Annotated in this window: 14 protein-coding genes; 5 read left to right on the top strand and 9 right to left on the bottom strand. The window is 44.6% G+C overall.

Annotated elements, in window-relative coordinates; translation table 11 throughout:
* Positions 1–2 precede the first annotated feature (2 nt).
* The 8 genes from mnmE to MMA19_RS24960 all read right to left on the bottom strand — a co-directional run bounded on the left by mnmE (position 3) and on the right by MMA19_RS24960 (position 6,275).
* Complete coding sequence (mnmE, locus tag MMA19_RS24925) at positions 3–1,364, bottom strand: tRNA uridine-5-carboxymethylaminomethyl(34) synthesis GTPase MnmE (RefSeq protein WP_124941204.1); 1,362 nt, start codon at positions 1,362–1,364, stop codon at positions 3–5.
* A 111-nt stretch (positions 1,365–1,475) separates the two neighbouring features.
* On the bottom strand, positions 1,476–3,098 hold the full coding sequence (gene yidC, locus MMA19_RS24930) for a membrane protein insertase YidC (RefSeq protein WP_006073083.1): 1,623 nt from the start codon (positions 3,096–3,098) through the stop codon (positions 1,476–1,478).
* Between the two features lie 2 nt (positions 3,099–3,100).
* Complete coding sequence (gene yidD / locus MMA19_RS24935) at positions 3,101–3,358, bottom strand: membrane protein insertion efficiency factor YidD (RefSeq protein WP_081836355.1); 258 nt, start codon at positions 3,356–3,358, stop codon at positions 3,101–3,103.
* The gene (gene rnpA / locus MMA19_RS24940; protein ID WP_081836356.1) at positions 3,325–3,681 is read right to left on the bottom strand and encodes a ribonuclease P protein component; all 357 of its coding nucleotides are present in this window, start codon (positions 3,679–3,681) and stop codon (positions 3,325–3,327) included. Before rnpA ends, yidD begins: the two co-directional genes overlap by 34 nt.
* 9 nt (positions 3,682–3,690) lie before the next feature.
* Entirely contained in the window at positions 3,691–3,828 is a 138-nt protein-coding gene (rpmH, locus tag MMA19_RS24945) for a 50S ribosomal protein L34 (protein ID WP_004400210.1), read from the bottom strand.
* 207 nt (positions 3,829–4,035) lie between these two features.
* Positions 4,036–4,773 (bottom strand): amino acid ABC transporter ATP-binding protein, encoded by a 738-nt coding sequence (locus MMA19_RS24950; protein WP_062463369.1) that lies wholly within the window; start codon positions 4,771–4,773, stop codon positions 4,036–4,038.
* A complete protein-coding gene (locus MMA19_RS24955; RefSeq protein ID WP_038224176.1) occupies positions 4,770–5,441 on the bottom strand; it encodes an amino acid ABC transporter permease in 672 nt (223 codons plus the stop codon). The genes MMA19_RS24950 and MMA19_RS24955 overlap by 4 nt, the downstream gene beginning before the upstream one ends.
* 69 nt (positions 5,442–5,510) lie before the next feature.
* Positions 5,511–6,275, bottom strand: a complete 765-nt coding sequence (locus tag MMA19_RS24960) for an amino acid ABC transporter substrate-binding protein (protein ID WP_031493906.1) — start codon at positions 6,273–6,275, stop codon at positions 5,511–5,513.
* 391 nt (positions 6,276–6,666) lie between these two features.
* Between MMA19_RS24960 and dnaA the strand changes: the two genes are divergently transcribed.
* The 5 genes from dnaA to MMA19_RS24985 all read left to right on the top strand — a co-directional run bounded on the left by dnaA (position 6,667) and on the right by MMA19_RS24985 (position 13,568).
* Positions 6,667–8,073 carry a chromosomal replication initiator protein DnaA gene (dnaA, locus tag MMA19_RS24965; RefSeq protein ID WP_038224178.1) on the top strand — a complete coding sequence of 469 codons (1,407 nt, stop codon included), beginning with the start codon at positions 6,667–6,669 and terminating at the stop codon, positions 8,071–8,073.
* An 87-nt stretch (positions 8,074–8,160) separates the two neighbouring features.
* Positions 8,161–9,261 (top strand): DNA polymerase III subunit beta, encoded by a 1,101-nt coding sequence (gene dnaN, locus MMA19_RS24970; protein WP_031493149.1) that lies wholly within the window; start codon positions 8,161–8,163, stop codon positions 9,259–9,261.
* A gap of 15 nt (positions 9,262–9,276) precedes the next feature.
* Entirely contained in the window at positions 9,277–10,359 is a 1,083-nt protein-coding gene (gene recF / locus MMA19_RS24975) for a DNA replication/repair protein RecF (protein ID WP_006075095.1), read from the top strand.
* 12 nt (positions 10,360–10,371) lie between these two features.
* A complete protein-coding gene (gene gyrB / locus MMA19_RS24980) occupies positions 10,372–12,789 on the top strand; it encodes a DNA topoisomerase (ATP-hydrolyzing) subunit B (RefSeq protein ID WP_006075096.1) in 2,418 nt (805 codons plus the stop codon).
* 344 nt (positions 12,790–13,133) lie between these two features.
* Entirely contained in the window at positions 13,134–13,568 is a 435-nt protein-coding gene (locus MMA19_RS24985; RefSeq protein WP_006075097.1) for an Hsp20 family protein, read from the top strand.
* 66 nt (positions 13,569–13,634) lie between these two features.
* Here MMA19_RS24985 and MMA19_RS24990 read toward each other — a convergent pair whose 3' ends face one another.
* The gene (locus MMA19_RS24990; RefSeq protein WP_240207563.1) at positions 13,635–14,885 is read right to left on the bottom strand and encodes a valine--pyruvate transaminase; all 1,251 of its coding nucleotides are present in this window, start codon (positions 14,883–14,885) and stop codon (positions 13,635–13,637) included.
* Between the last annotated feature and the right edge of the window lie 8 nt (positions 14,886–14,893).

Genomic DNA, 14,893 nt, shown 5'->3' on the forward strand with positions numbered 1-14,893 from the left:
CCTTATTTACCAATACAGAATGAAGAGAAGATACGACCAAGCAGATCGTCGGAGCTAAACTCTCCAGTAATCTCATTCAGATGTTGCTGAGCAATACGAAGTTCTTCAGCCAGAATTTCGCCCGCCATATAACCTTCTAGTTGCTGCTGTCCGATATCGAGATGCTCAGCAGCTCGCTCTAACGCATCAAGGTGTCGACGTCTTGCCATAAAGCCACCTTCATTGGCACCAGAGAAGCCCATAATGGCTTTTAGGTGTTCTCGTAAAGCTGGCACACCCTCACCAGTGCGTGCAGAAAGTCGAATTAGGGTTGGATCATTAACATGGCAGATCCCTAGCATTTCGCCTGTTTCGTCAACTTTATTGCGGATCACGGTAATGCCGATCGAACTTGGTAGGCGATCGATAAAGTCGGGCCAGATTTCTTTTGGATCCGTAGCATCTGTTGTGGTGCCATCTACCATGAAGAGAACGCGATCGGCCTGCTCAATCTCTTCCCAAGCTCGCTCGATACCAATACGTTCTACCTCATCTGAAGCGTCACGTAGACCTGCGGTATCAATGATATGCAGTGGCATTCCGTCTATATGGATGTGCTCTCTCAGTACATCTCGAGTTGTGCCTGCGATATCGGTAACGATAGCCGACTCTTTCCCTGATAGAGCGTTGAGTAGGCTAGATTTACCTGCATTTGGGCGACCAGCAATAACCACTTTCATCCCTTCGCGCATAATGGCACCTTGGTTGGCTTCCTTACGAACGGACTCTAAGTTATCAATGATATGTTGCAGGTCACCAGCGACTTTGCCATCCGCTAGAAAATCGATTTCTTCTTCTGGGAAGTCGATAGCCGCTTCTACATAAATACGTAAATGGATTAGCGATTCCACCAGCACCTGAATGCGTTTAGAGAATTGCCCTTGAAGAGATTGCAATGCCGATTTAGCAGCCTCTTCTGAACTGGCATCAATTAAATCGGCAATGGCTTCTGCTTGGGTTAAGTCCATTTTATCGTTGAGGAATGCGCGCTCACTAAATTCGCCAGGTCTTGCTGGACGAACGCCCGGAATGAGCAGGATGCGCTTAATCAGCATGTCCATAACAACAGGGCCGCCGTGTCCTTGTAGTTCAAGAACGTCCTCACCAGTAAACGAATGTGGGTTAGGGAAGTATAGAGCGATCCCTTGATCAAGCTCGCTGCCATCTTGTGCTTTAAATGGCAGATAATCGGCGTAGCGCGGTTTAAGCGTTTTCCCTGTCACTTGTAAGGCAACCTCAGCAGCGAGAGGGCCTGATACTCGTATAATGCCCACGCCACCGCGGCCTGGGGCTGTGGCTTGTGCCACAATAGTGTCTGTTGTCATTGTGTTGCCTAATCGCAGTACTTTAGCCAAATTGTAATCATGGTAAATGAAAAAGGCGACCATTTAGGCCGCCTTTTATTCTATTCGCGTATTGTTAACCAATCAGCAGGACTACTTAGAGTGTAATCCTTTCTTCTCCAGCGCTCGATAAATCAAGGTTTGCTGAATCAGAGTAACGATGTTCGATACCAACCAGTAAAGAACTAGACCTGATGGGAACCATAGGAAGAAGAAGGTAAACATAACCGGCATAAAGGTCATGATCTTCTGCTGCATTGGATCGGTTACTGTTGTCGGGCTCATCTTCTGGATCAAGAACATACTTGCACCCATTAGTAGAGGCAGAATGTAGTATGGGTCTTGAGCTGAAAGGTCATGAATCCAACCAAAGAATGGTGAATGACGCAGCTCAACCGACTCCATTAGTGCCCAGTAAAGTGCAATGAAGATTGGCATCTGTAGCAAGATTGGTAGACAGCCACCTAGAGGATTTACTTTCTCTTTCTTGTACAGTTCCATCATTTCTTGGCTCATGCGTTGGCGGTCATCGCCGATACGCTCACGCATTGCTTGCAGCTTAGGCTGAAGCATACGCATTTTCGCCATCGAGGTGTATTGCGCTTTTGTTAGTGGGTACATGGCACCACGAACAATGAAGGTCAAACAGATGATAGCTAGACCCCAGTTAACAACGATACCTTGAATGAACGATAGTAGCGTGTGAAGTGGTTTTGCAATGAACCATAACCAGCCGTAGTCTACTACTAGATCTAGGTTTGGCGCAGTTTCAGCCATTTGCTTCTGAAGTTTAGGACCAGCCCAAAGTGTAGCTTTCAGTGTTGCTGATTGGCCATCTGCAATTGTTGCGTTTGGCATACGAACACCGATATCACCTAGGTTACCGATTACACGAGTGTAAAGGTTAGTACCTGGTGCTTCACGAGGAATCCATGCTGCTGCGAAGTAGTGTTGGATCATCGCTGCCCAACCTTGACCGTCTGTCAGGTTAAGAGACAGGTTGCGATCTTGCATATCTTCGAAGCTGTATTTTTTATAGCGGACGTCTTGAGTTGAGTATGCGCCGCCATTGTATGTTGGCATTGTGATGCTGCCGCCTTTGTCTTGTAGATTTTGACGAAGGTGAGCGTACATGCCGAACGTTGCATTTTGGCCAGAGTTGTTGTCTACATCGTATTCAACATCAATTGCGTAGTTGCCACGTTTTAGAATGAAGGTTTTGGTGTAAGAGATGCCATTCGCTTCGAATGTCATTGGAACACGCAGTTCATCTTGACCGTCAGCAATGGTAAAGCTGTCTGCTGACACGGTATAAGCTGGACGGCTTGTGCTGCTTAGGTCAATACCCTGAGGACCTACCAGACCACTTTGAGCGATAAACTGGTGACCTTGATCGTCTTTTAGAAGTTCAAACGGTTCGCTAGATTCTAACTCAGTTGCGTACTCGTTTAATTTTGCTGTTACTACATCACCGCCAACGGTATTAATACCTAGCGTTAGTACGTCAGTTTTCACTGTGATGATTTTTTCTGCAGCAGTTTGGCTTTGACCTGGTGCAGGATCATGCTCATCAGCGAAAGATGGCGCAGGTAGAGTACTGCTTTGCGTCTGTTGGGTCGGAACTGGCGCTGGATTCTTATACGATTGCCATTGTTGGAACAGCAAAAAAGAAACTAAAGCCAAACCGATTAACAGAATATTACGTTGAGAATCCATCGTTATTTATCTCTGTCTTGTTTTTGGACTGGTGGAACGGGGTCAAATCCCCCTTCATTCAAAGGATGGCATTTTAATAGACGTTTGCCTGATAACCAACATCCTTTTACAAAACCGTGAGCTTTCAAGGCTTCTATAGCGTAAAGAGAACAGGTTGGGGTGAACCGACAACGAGGTCCGATAAGAGGACTGATAATCCACCTATATAGGTAGACGAGTCCGATAGCTAACCACGCGAAGGGCGAGACAGGCGATGCCATAACTTATCTAGAAGTTTGAACATTTCTTCATTGCTTAGAGTTTGCGCACTCTTCTTTGCAATTACAACAAAATCTTTGCTTGGAAGTTCATGTTGTTTGTTACGAAAACTTTCACGTACCAGACGCTTGAAGTGATTTCTAGCAACAGCTGTTTTTATCTGTTTTTTAGGAACCGCAAGACCAAGACGAGGGTGTGAGAGAGAGTTTTTACGAGCAATGATGGTGAAATGAGGGGAGCCAGCTCGATGAGCTTGCTTAAATACGTTTTGATAATGCTCGGGAGTTAACAAACGTAACTCCCGAATAAAGGCGTGCTTATTCAAAATAGAAAATTATTTTGATAGGCGTGCACGGCCTTTAGCACGACGTGCATTGATTACTTTACGACCGTTCTTAGTCGCCATGCGAGCACGGAAACCGTGAGTACGCTTGCGCTTTAGAACTGAAGGTTGAAAAGTGCGTTTAGACATGGTTATTACCTTTACTGATCAGTAGTTTTAGGTTCTCGTTGAACCCGGCGTGGGACATATTTCCCTACTCTATATATAGAGAGGAAATCCGACGCCTCTCAACAAAGAGGCGGAATTGTAATCACTGACTCGTCAAGAGTCAATAATCAGTTCAACTTCAATTCCGGTTGGCGAATTATACTTTTTGTGAGCCAGAGCGCAAGGATCCTATTCGATCCCAACTTGATTTAGAAATTTCTTCAGTTGGATATCTTGTGGATCGTTAAAAATTTGCTCTGGTGTACCTTGTTCCACTATATGGCCATCAGCCATGAAGATCACTCTGTCGGCGACTTCTTTGGCAAACTGCATTTCGTGGGTCACAACAAGCATGGTTTGATGCTGTGTTGCGAGCTTTTTCATAAGGTTAAGTACTTCACCTACCCACTCAGGATCGAGTGCTGAAGTTGGTTCATCGAATAACAGTAGCTCAGGTTGTAATGCCATCGCTCGGCCAATACCGACACGCTGCTGTTGACCACCGGAAAGGGAAGCTGGGTATTGATCCCCTTTGTCTCCTAGACCGATGTCATCGAGAATTTGTTGTGCTTTCTCAAGAGCTTGCTCTTTTTTCCAGCCCTTTACTGTGATCAAACCTTCCGCAATATTCTGACGCGCAGTCATGTGCGCGAATAGAGCGTAGTTCTGAAACACAAAGCCAGTCTTGCGTCTTAGTGCCAATACTTCTGCTTTAGTATGGCTTTGGCAGTTGACCGAGACATCGTCAATAGAGATTTGGCCTTCATCTGCTTGTTCCAGGAAATTGACGCAACGTAATAAGGTAGACTTACCGGTACCACTAGAACCAATAATGACGATAATTTCGCCTTGTTTGATATCAATATCGATGCCTTTGAGCACTTCGGTGTCACCGAATCGCTTGTGGATATTTTTTAATGTAATCATCGTTGATAAGCCTTATTCAGTTTTTGCTCTGCGACAATTTGTACGCGAGTAAGTACTAACACAACACCCCAGTATATGAGCGCGACGGCAAGAAATGCTTCAAAAAATCGGAAGCTGGATGATGCTTCCATTTGGGCTTTCGCCATAATCTCTGCCACACCAAGTGTGAACGCTAACGACGTCGACTTAATCATATCAATGAAGTAGTTCATCAATGATGGTAGGGCTACGCGAGTTGCTTGCGGCAAAATGATACGACGCATGGCTTGGCTAGTTGTCATACCTACAGAAAGACTTGCTTCCATCTGACTGCGGTCAATGCCGATAATGGCGGCACGAATACTCTCTGCCATATAAGCGGCAAAGTGCAGAGTTAGGCCTATTACTGCGGCACTGAAGGCGTTGAGCCCAACCATCCAAGGAAAAATTTGTGGTAAGCCATAATAAAGCAGAAACAGCTGAACCAACAATGGAGTACCACGGAAAAAGCTTATATAGAGCTGACTGAGCTGATCCAATACCGGGATCTTAAACACGCGAATGTTGGCTAAAATAACCGATAGAATCAATGAGAACAGCAGTCCCCATACCGCCATTTCCATGGTTGTACCAAGATACTTCAACAGTATCGGCATCAACTCAAGCATGTATTGAAAATCAAATCCCATAACAGTACCAAACTCTTAGAAAAACAAACGCCCACTACCAAGAGTAGTGGGCGTATCAATAGTAATCACTTACTTTTTAGTGATATCAGCACCAAACCACTTCTCAGAGATTTTTGCTAGCGTACCATCAGCTCGCATGTCTGCTAGTGCGCTATTTACTTCTTGTTGCAGCTTTTGACCTTTTTCGTTGTTTACGAATGGCCAAGCATTCTCGATGGTTTCAAAAGGTTGACCTGCAAGTTGCAGTGGCAGGCCTGTTTTCTTGATTAATTCAAGTGCAGAAAGGCGATCCATAACAAAAGCATCAGCACGGCCTAGTGCGACGTCATGTTCAATACCTGTATCGTAAGTTTTGATGGTGATTTTGCCATCTTTATCGTAGCTACGTAGCAGTTGTTCGAAGTTTGAACCAAGGTTCACTGCGACTGTTTTACCTGCTAAATCATCAATACCTTGAATGCTGTCATTACCTTTTCGAACGGTAATTTGAGCACCATCAACAACATATGGGTCTGCGAACAGATACTTCGCTTTACGAGCATCTGTCATAGTGATTTGGTTAGAAATCGTGTCGATACGACCGGTCTCAAGCAAACCAAACAAACCAGAGAAGTTTGCCGTCACGTACTCTACTTTATAGTCATTGCGACGACCAATTTCGTCCCAAAGGTCGACTTCAAACCCTTGTAACTTGTCTTGTTTAACAAACGTAAATGGGAAGTAGCGACCAGACATGCCGACTTTCACTTCTTGTTGTGTCGCAGCATATGCTGCTTGAGATACGGTTGCAGAAAGCGCTAAAGCGGTTAGAAGGCCTTTAATCCAGTTTTTCATTTTACTACTCCTTATATTTATGGGGAGGATGTTACTGGTAAACATGTCGATAAGTTAAATAACTAGTTGTTATTAACCATAACAAACTCGGGGTTGAATGCTGGCTTTTTCATCACTCTATCAATACCAAACAAAAAGATAATGACAGCTTGAACGTTGATCTATGCACAAGTTAGATCAACATACTGCTTTTGTGGGTAGATCTGTGTTTTGTGCATTTATTTGTGAGTAAAATTAGGGCAAATTGTGTGGATCAAGCGAATTCAACCGAAAAAATTGTGAATAACTTAGATCTTATTCACTGGATCACTGATCATTTACTGGCGATCTTGGTTATCAACAGGTAAAATTACCAATCTTTTCCAATTCAAATAAATAGAGTGAGAGCACCGTGTCATCTTCGCTTTGGTTGCAATGTTCGCAACGACTACAAGAAGAGCTACCCGCTACCGAATTCAGCATGTGGGTCAGACCATTACAAGCTGAACTTAATGACAACACCCTAACTCTATTTGCGCCTAATCGCTTTGTATTAGATTGGGTACGTGACAGATACTTAAACAGCATCAACCGTTTACTCAAAGAGTATTGCGGTAATGACGTACCTAACTTACGATTTGAAGTGGGTAGTAAACCAGTTTCTGCGCCACCAGCGCCTAAGCCTGTTAAGACGGCCGCTGATGTAGCGGCAGAATCTTCAGCACCAGCACAGCTGCAAGCACGTCAGCCTGTGCATAAAACGTGGGACGATGAAGCAGAAGTCTCAGATATCAATCATCGCTCGAACGTTAATATCAAGCATAAATTCAATAATTTCGTTGAAGGTAAGTCGAACCAACTTGGCTTAGCTGCTGCACGTCAAGTTGCGGATAACCCTGGTGCGGCATACAACCCGCTGTTTTTGTACGGCGGTACTGGCCTGGGTAAAACCCACTTGTTGCATGCGGTAGGCAATGCGATTGTTGATAACAAGCCGAACGCGAAAGTTGTGTACATGCACTCTGAACGTTTTGTTCAAGACATGGTAAAAGCACTACAAAACAATGCGATTGAAGAATTTAAACGTTACTATCGTAGCGTTGATGCATTGCTTATCGATGATATTCAGTTCTTTGCAAATAAAGAACGTTCTCAAGAAGAATTCTTCCATACCTTTAATGCTCTATTAGAAGGTAACCAACAGATCATCCTTACCTCTGATCGCTACCCTAAAGAGATAAATGGGGTAGAGGATCGTCTAAAATCCCGTTTTGGTTGGGGGTTGACGGTTGCGATCGAGCCACCAGAGCTTGAAACCCGCGTAGCAATTTTGATGAAGAAAGCAGAAGATCATCAAATTCACCTTGCTGATGAGGTGGCGTTCTTTATTGCTAAGCGTTTACGTTCTAATGTTCGTGAGTTGGAAGGGGCACTTAACCGTGTTATCGCCAACGCGAACTTTACTGGCCGTCCTATCACTATCGACTTTGTTCGAGAGGCACTGCGCGATCTATTAGCACTACAAGAGAAGCTAGTCACTATAGACAACATTCAAAAGACCGTTGCTGAGTACTACAAGATTAAAGTGGCTGACTTATTGTCCAAACGTCGCTCTCGTTCGGTTGCACGTCCTCGCCAGTTGGCGATGGCTTTGGCGAAAGAGCTTACCAACCACAGTCTTCCAGAAATTGGCGATGCATTTGGTGGTCGTGACCACACGACAGTGCTTCATGCTTGTCGTAAGATTGCTCAGCTACGCGAAGAAAGTCACGATATAAAAGAAGACTATTCGAACTTAATTCGTACGCTTTCTTCATAATAATGGCATAATCGCTATAATTAGCATTCAAGTTATTGTATTTCGCATATAAGTGGCATGGATTGCCAGCTTTACGAAGAGTTATCTATGAAATTTACTATCGAACGTCATCACTTATTAAAGCCGTTACAACAAGTCTCTGGTGCACTGGGTGGACGACCAACATTACCTATTTTGGGCAATTTGCTGTTGAAGGTTGAAGAAGGGGTGCTTTCTCTTACTGCAACCGACTTAGAAGTTGAGCTAGTAAGTAAAGTGACGCTAGAGAGTGAGTTTGAAGCGGGTAGTGTGACGGTACCTTCACGCAAGTTCCTAGATATTTGTCGTGGACTGCCGGATGACTCTACTATCACTATCGTGTTAGAAGGCGATCGTGTACAAGTACGTTCTGGACGCAGTCGTTTCTCGCTATCGACTTTACCAGCCAGTGATTTCCCAAATATTGAAGATTGGCAACAAGAAGTGGCGGTGACCGTTACTCAAGCTGAACTTAAATCACTGATAGAAAAAACACAATTTTCAATGGCGAACCAAGACGTTCGTTATTATCTCAACGGTATGCTGTTTGAGTTAGACCAAAACACGCTTCGTTCTGTTGCCACTGATGGCCACCGTATGGCTGTTGCTTTGGTGTCACTTGAAGGCAGCTTTGATAACAAACAAATTATCGTACCGCGTAAAGGTGTGCAGGAACTGTCTAAGTTATTAGATGCTCCTGAGCAACCAGTGACGCTGCAAATTGGCAGCTCTAATATCCGTGCGGAAGTGAATAACTTTGTCTTTACTTCTAAGCTCGTTGATGGTCGTTTCCCGGATTATCGCCGTGTTTTGCCGCAAAATACCGATAAAACATTGGAAGCCAATTGCGACGAACTACGACAAGCATTCTCACGCGCCGCCATTCTTTCCAATGAGAAGTTCCGTGGTGTGCGAGTTAATCTCGACCAAAATGAAATGCGCATTACCGCGAATAACCCTGAACAGGAAGAAGCGGAAGAAATGTTAGACGTCGAATTTCAAGGCGATGCATTAGAAATTGGTTTCAATGTGTCATACGTTTTGGACGTACTGAACACGCTTCGTTGCGATCAGGTTCGTATTTCTATGTCGAATGCCAATGCGAGTGCGTTGATTGAAAATAGCGAAGATGACAGTGCCATGTATGTGGTGATGCCGATTCGTCTCTAAGCTAGGCATGATGTTATGCCGCTTACGCGCTTAATCGTACAGCAATTTCGTAATATTAAAGCCTGTGATATAGAACTATCTACAGGCTTTAACTTTATTATTGGCCCCAATGGCAGTGGCAAAACCAGCGTATTGGAAGCCATATATTTGCTCGGTCATGGACGCTCTTTTAAGAGTTCTTTGACAGGACGAGTCATTCAAAATGACTGCCAAGAACTGTTCGTTCATGGCCGTTTTTTGAACTCGGATCAATTTGAGATACCCGTTGGCATTAATAAGCAGCGTGATGGCTCAACTGAGGTTAAAATAGGCGGTCAATCTGGGCAAAAATTGGCTCAGCTTGCCAAGGTATTACCGCTGCAACTAATTCACCCTGAAGGGTTTGAATTACTGACGGATGGACCTAAGTTTCGTCGCGCTTTTATCGATTGGGGTGTGTTTCACTCTGAACCAGGCTTTCATGAAGCTTGGGGACGATTTAAGCGTTTAAGTAAGCAGCGTAATGCTCTGCTTAAGACTGCAACCAGTTATCGAGAACTGAGCTATTGGGATCGTGATTTGGCCCAACTGGCAGAACAAATTGATGATTGGCGTCGGTGTTATGTCGAACAGATGCAACCTCTTGCTGAGGAAATGTGTCAGTCGTTTTTGCCCGAGTTTGAAATCAAACTTGGCTACTACCGTGGTTGGGAAAAAGATACGCCCTATGCTGAGCTATTAGAGCGCAACTTTGAACGAGACCAGAGCTTAGGGTACACCTTTAGTGGACCTAATAAAGCCGACTTAAGAATTAAAGTGAACAACACACCAGTTGAGGATGTGTTGTCTCGAGGTCAGCTAAAACTGATGATGTGTGCATTGCGTTTAGCGCAGGGACAGCATCTCGCCGAGTTGACCGGTAAGCAGTGCATTTATTTAATAGATGACTTTGCTTCCGAATTAGATAGCCTTCGTCGTAAACGCTTAGCGGATTACCTAAAACAGACGAACGCTCAAGTTTTTGTAAGTTCTATTACCCAAAGCCAAGTCGCCGATATGATTGACGAAAATGGCAAGATGTTTCATGTGGAACATGGCACAATAGAACCAGGTAAATAGTGAGAGAAACTCATGTCAGAAAATTACGATTCATCGAGTATTAAGGTACTAAAGGGTCTGGATGCGGTACGTAAGCGTCCGGGAATGTACATTGGTGACACGGACGATGGAACCGGTCTGCACCACATGGTTTTTGAGGTGGTTGATAACTCAATTGATGAAGCGTTGGCTGGTCACTGTAACGACATTATTGTGACAATCCATGAGGACAACTCTGTTTCTGTTAGCGATGATGGTCGTGGTATCCCGACTGAAATGCACCCAGAAGAGCAGGTTTCTGCTGCAGAAGTTATCATGACGGTACTTCATGCGGGTGGTAAGTTTGATGACAACTCGTACAAAGTATCGGGTGGTCTGCACGGTGTAGGTGTTTCGGTAGTAAACGCATTGTCGAAAAAAGTGACGCTAACCATTCATCGTGGCGGTCAAATTCATACGCAAACCTATCACCATGGTGAGCCAGAAGCGCCACTTACAGTCATTGGTGATACGGATAAAACGGGTACGGAAATCCGTTTCTGGCCAAGTGAAGAAACCTTCACTAACATTGAATTCCATTACGATATCTTAGCAAAACGTCTTCGTGAGCTATCGTTCCTAAACTCTGGTGTGTCTATCAAGCTGATTGATAAGCGCGAAGAAGACAAAATGGATCACTTCATGTTTGAAGGCGGTATCCAAGCGTTTGTTGAGCACCTAAACACCAATAAAACACCAATCATCCAAAAAATCTTCCACTTCGATAACGAACGTGATGATGGCATTACTGTCGAAGTGGCGATGCAGTGGAACGATGGTTACCAAGAAAACATCTATTGCTTTACCAACAACATCCCTCAACGTGATGGTGGTACTCACCTTGCTGGCTTCCGTGCGGCATTAACGCGTACGCTGAACACGTTTATGGATAAAGAAGGCTTTTCTAAGAAAGCGAAAACCGCGACATCAGGTGATGATGCGCGTGAAGGTCTAACCGCTATCGTTTCGGTGAAAGTGCCCGATCCTAAGTTCTCAAGCCAAACCAAAGACAAGTTGGTTTCATCGGAAGTGAAATCAGCGGTTGAGTCTGCGATGGGTGAGAAACTGTCTGAGTTCCTTGTTGAGAACCCAGGTGAAGCGAAGATTGTTTGTACCAAGATCATCGACGCTGCTCGTGCTCGTGACGCAGCACGTAAAGCTCGTGAGATGACGCGTCGTAAAGGTGCACTAGATTTAGCCGGTCTACCAGGCAAACTGGCTGACTGCCAAGAGAAAGACCCAGCGCTTTCTGAACTATACATAGTGGAGGGTGACTCTGCGGGCGGTAGTGCTAAGCAGGGTCGTAACCGTAAGAACCAAGCGATTCTTCCACTTAAAGGTAAAATCCTTAATGTAGAAAAAGCGCGCTTCGATAAGATGCTTTCTTCACAAGAAGTGGCAACGCTTATCACGGCACTTGGCTGTGGTATTGGTCGTGATGAATATAACCCAGACAAACTGCGTTATCACAACATCATTATCATGACCGATGCGGACGTGGATGGTTCTCACATTCGTACGCTGCTATTAACGTTCTTCTACCGTCAAATGCCAGAGCTTATTGAGCGTGGCTACGTATATATTGCTCAGCCACCACTTTACAAAGTGAAGAAAGGCAAGCAAGAGCAGTATATTAAAGATGAAGATGCCATGAACCAGTATCAAGTATCTCTGGCTCTAGATAACGCGGCACTGCATGTTAATTCTGAAGCACCTGCACTGGCTGGCGAAGCACTTGAGAAGCTAGTTCAGCAATACAACGCTGCAGTTAAAACGGTTGATCGCATGAGTCGTCGTTATCCACATGCTATGGTTGGCGAGTTCATGTATGTACCACGTCTAACGGCTGAGCAATGTCATGACGCTGCGGCGGTGGAAGCATGGTCTAAACAGCTTGTTGAGCAGCTAAACAACAAAGAAGTGGGCGCAAGCCAATACAGCTTTGAAGTAGAACAGCACGCTGAACTGGGTGTAAACCTGCCTAAAGTTGTGGTTCGTACCCATGGCGTGACTCATGAGCACGTTATCAGTGTTGATCTACTCAACTCGAAAGAGTATCGCCAATTGGCAGATACGTCAGAAGCGTTAGACGGTCTGATTGAAGAGGGTGCTTACATCAAACGTGGTGAGCGTACTCAAGAAGTTACAAACTTCGTTGATGCTCTTGAGTGGTTAATCAAAGAGTCACGTCGTGGTTTAAGCCTACAACGCTATAAAGGTCTTGGTGAGATGAACCCTGATCAGCTGTGGGAAACAACCATGGATCCAGAGACTCGTCGTATGATGCAGGTGACGATTGAAGACGCGGTTGGCGCTGATCAACTGTTTACCACGTTGATGGGTGACCAAGTAGAACCTCGTCGTAACTTCATCGAAGAAAACGCACTGAAAGTGGCCAACCTAGACGTATAGACGGGTTGTTCTGCTAAATAAAAACGCTGCCTTAGGGTGGCGTTTTTTATTACTCGCATATTCTTATTGTTGCTAGTGAGTGTTCGATTATAGAAAAAAGAGTAGGGCTCTCTTGAATATGGAGTGCATCGTCCCTATATAGGGTAATGAAGAGGACGCCAACTTATGGGCCTCGGAAATAGCTGATCCCTTATTGCTCAAGAGAGGATAACGGTGGCAGCACACTATTTAGATTGATTCCAACTTATGTCCCGTTTATAGACAAACATCAGGGAATAAGCCATGAATCCCCTTAGATCTTATGAATAAAGAGCTAAGACTATTGCTTAACTGAGGATAGTATTATGAGAACTGTAGATTTCACTCCTTTATACCGCAACGCAATCGGCTTCGATCGTCTATTTAATATGATGGAAGCGAACACCGCGAAAAACGCTTCAGGCGGTTACCCTCCGTATAACATCGAACAACAAGACGAGAACCACTTCCGTATCACTATGGCTGTGGCTGGCTTTGCTGAAGAGCAGCTCGATCTTACTCAAAAAGAGAACCTATTGATTGTTAAGGGTGAGCGTAAAGCTGAAGAAGGTAAAAACTATGTTTACCAAGGCATCGCAGAGCGCGATTTTGAGCGTAAGTTCCAACTAGCAGACTATGTGAAAGTGGTCGGTGCAAGCATGGAGAATGGTTTGCTTCACGTTGACCTAGAACGTGAAATACCAGAAGCGATGAAACCGCGTAAAATTGAGATCGGTGGTAATAAACTGATCGAAGGCTAATATTTGCCTTGAAACAATACTCGGAAATAAAGAGTGAAAGAGCGCCATAAGGCGCTCTTTTTAGTGTTAGGCTTCTGCGTAGGCTTTTGCTACTTCTTCCGCAATGATAGCGATGCCTTGCTGCATCTTGTCATCGTCTTGCACGTAGTTCATGCGTAAACACTGATGAGCATGATCCCATTCGTCTTCTTGACCAATAAAGAAGTATTCACCAGGAACAATTAATACACCACGGTCTTTCAGTCGTTGGTACAGCTCCATGGTAGTAATCGGTAATTCATCAAACCAAAGCCATAAGAAAATTGCCCCCTCTGGTTTGTGAATTCTAAAACGTGGGTCGGTTATGGCTGATTGCAGTAGTTCTACCGCGCGCAATGATTTCTGTTGATAGAAAGGCTTAATGACATTCGAGCTTAAATCCAGCAGATCACCTTTTTCAATCATATGATTGGCAAGCGCAGGGCCAAAGCTCCCAGGAGCAAGACTAATGATGCCATTCATATTGGTCATCGCTTGCGTAACTTCTTCACTCGCAATGACAATGCCGCAGCGTAAGCCAGGTAACCCTAGTTTGGATAAACTCATACATAGGATGGTGTTTTCATTCCAAAATGGCTCTACATCTTCAAAAATGATGTTTGGGAATGGCAGACCATAAGCATTATCAATAATCAGTGGGATATTGTTAGCACGAGCCAGTTTATCGAGCTTGTGGATCTCTTTGTCAGTTAGCACGTTACCCGTTGGGTTGGTTGGACGCGACGCACAGATAGCGGCAACAGAGTCATCGATTTTCAGGTGTTCAAAATCCACATGATATTTGAATAAGCCACCGTCGAGTAATTCAATTTCTGGGTGATAAGAGACAAAGATATCTTCGTCAATGCCCGCGTCGCCATAGCCAATGTACTCGGGAGCAATAGGCAATAGAATCTTCTTGTGCGAGCCATCGGATTGCTTACCTGCAAGCAAATTGAACAAATAGAAAAAGCCGCTTTGACTACCATTGGTTAGGCTGATGTTCTTTTCTGTGATTGCCCAGCCATAGGTTTCACGCAGCAGCTTAGCAAGCGCTTTAACAAAGGCATCTTTACCTTGTGGGCCGTCGTAGTTAGCCATAGCTGCGACGAGATCGCCGTTGGCAAGCATATCTGCACTGGCTTGGTGAAAGTACTCGAGCATTGCTGGAATAGCGGCTGGGTTGCCACCTCCGAGCATAATGGCACCTGGAGTGCGGAGGCCATCATTGAGATCATCCATTAATTGGGTAATACCTGAGTAACGATTAAATTTTTCACCAAACTTAGAAAATTGCATTGCTGTAC

This window comes from Vibrio sp. CyArs1, from assembly GCF_022432925.1.
Classification (GTDB): Bacteria; Pseudomonadota; Gammaproteobacteria; order Enterobacterales; family Vibrionaceae; genus Vibrio; species Vibrio mediterranei.

Excerpts from the sequence above, each read along its gene's own strand:
- mnmE (WP_124941204.1), bottom strand. The coding sequence starts at position 1,364 with ATGACAACAGACACTATTGTGGCACAAGCCACAGCCCCAGGCCGCGGT.
- yidC (WP_006073083.1), bottom strand. The coding sequence starts at position 3,098 with ATGGATTCTCAACGTAATATTCTGTTAATCGGTTTGGCTTTAGTTTCT.
- yidD (WP_081836355.1), bottom strand. The coding sequence starts at position 3,358 with ATGGCATCGCCTGTCTCGCCCTTCGCGTGGTTAGCTATCGGACTCGTC.
- rpmH (WP_004400210.1), bottom strand. The coding sequence starts at position 3,828 with ATGTCTAAACGCACTTTTCAACCTTCAGTTCTAAAGCGCAAGCGTACT.
- MMA19_RS24950 (WP_062463369.1), bottom strand. The coding sequence starts at position 4,773 with ATGATTACATTAAAAAATATCCACAAGCGATTCGGTGACACCGAAGTG.
- MMA19_RS24955 (WP_038224176.1), bottom strand. The coding sequence starts at position 5,441 with ATGGGATTTGATTTTCAATACATGCTTGAGTTGATGCCGATACTGTTG.
- MMA19_RS24960 (WP_031493906.1), bottom strand. The coding sequence starts at position 6,275 with ATGAAAAACTGGATTAAAGGCCTTCTAACCGCTTTAGCGCTTTCTGCA.
- dnaN (WP_031493149.1), top strand. The coding sequence starts at position 8,161 with ATGAAATTTACTATCGAACGTCATCACTTATTAAAGCCGTTACAACAA.
- recF (WP_006075095.1), top strand. The coding sequence starts at position 9,277 with ATGCCGCTTACGCGCTTAATCGTACAGCAATTTCGTAATATTAAAGCC.
- gyrB (WP_006075096.1), top strand. The coding sequence starts at position 10,372 with ATGTCAGAAAATTACGATTCATCGAGTATTAAGGTACTAAAGGGTCTG.
- MMA19_RS24985 (WP_006075097.1), top strand. The coding sequence starts at position 13,134 with ATGAGAACTGTAGATTTCACTCCTTTATACCGCAACGCAATCGGCTTC.
- MMA19_RS24990 (WP_240207563.1), bottom strand. The coding sequence starts at position 14,885 with ATGCAATTTTCTAAGTTTGGTGAAAAATTTAATCGTTACTCAGGTATT.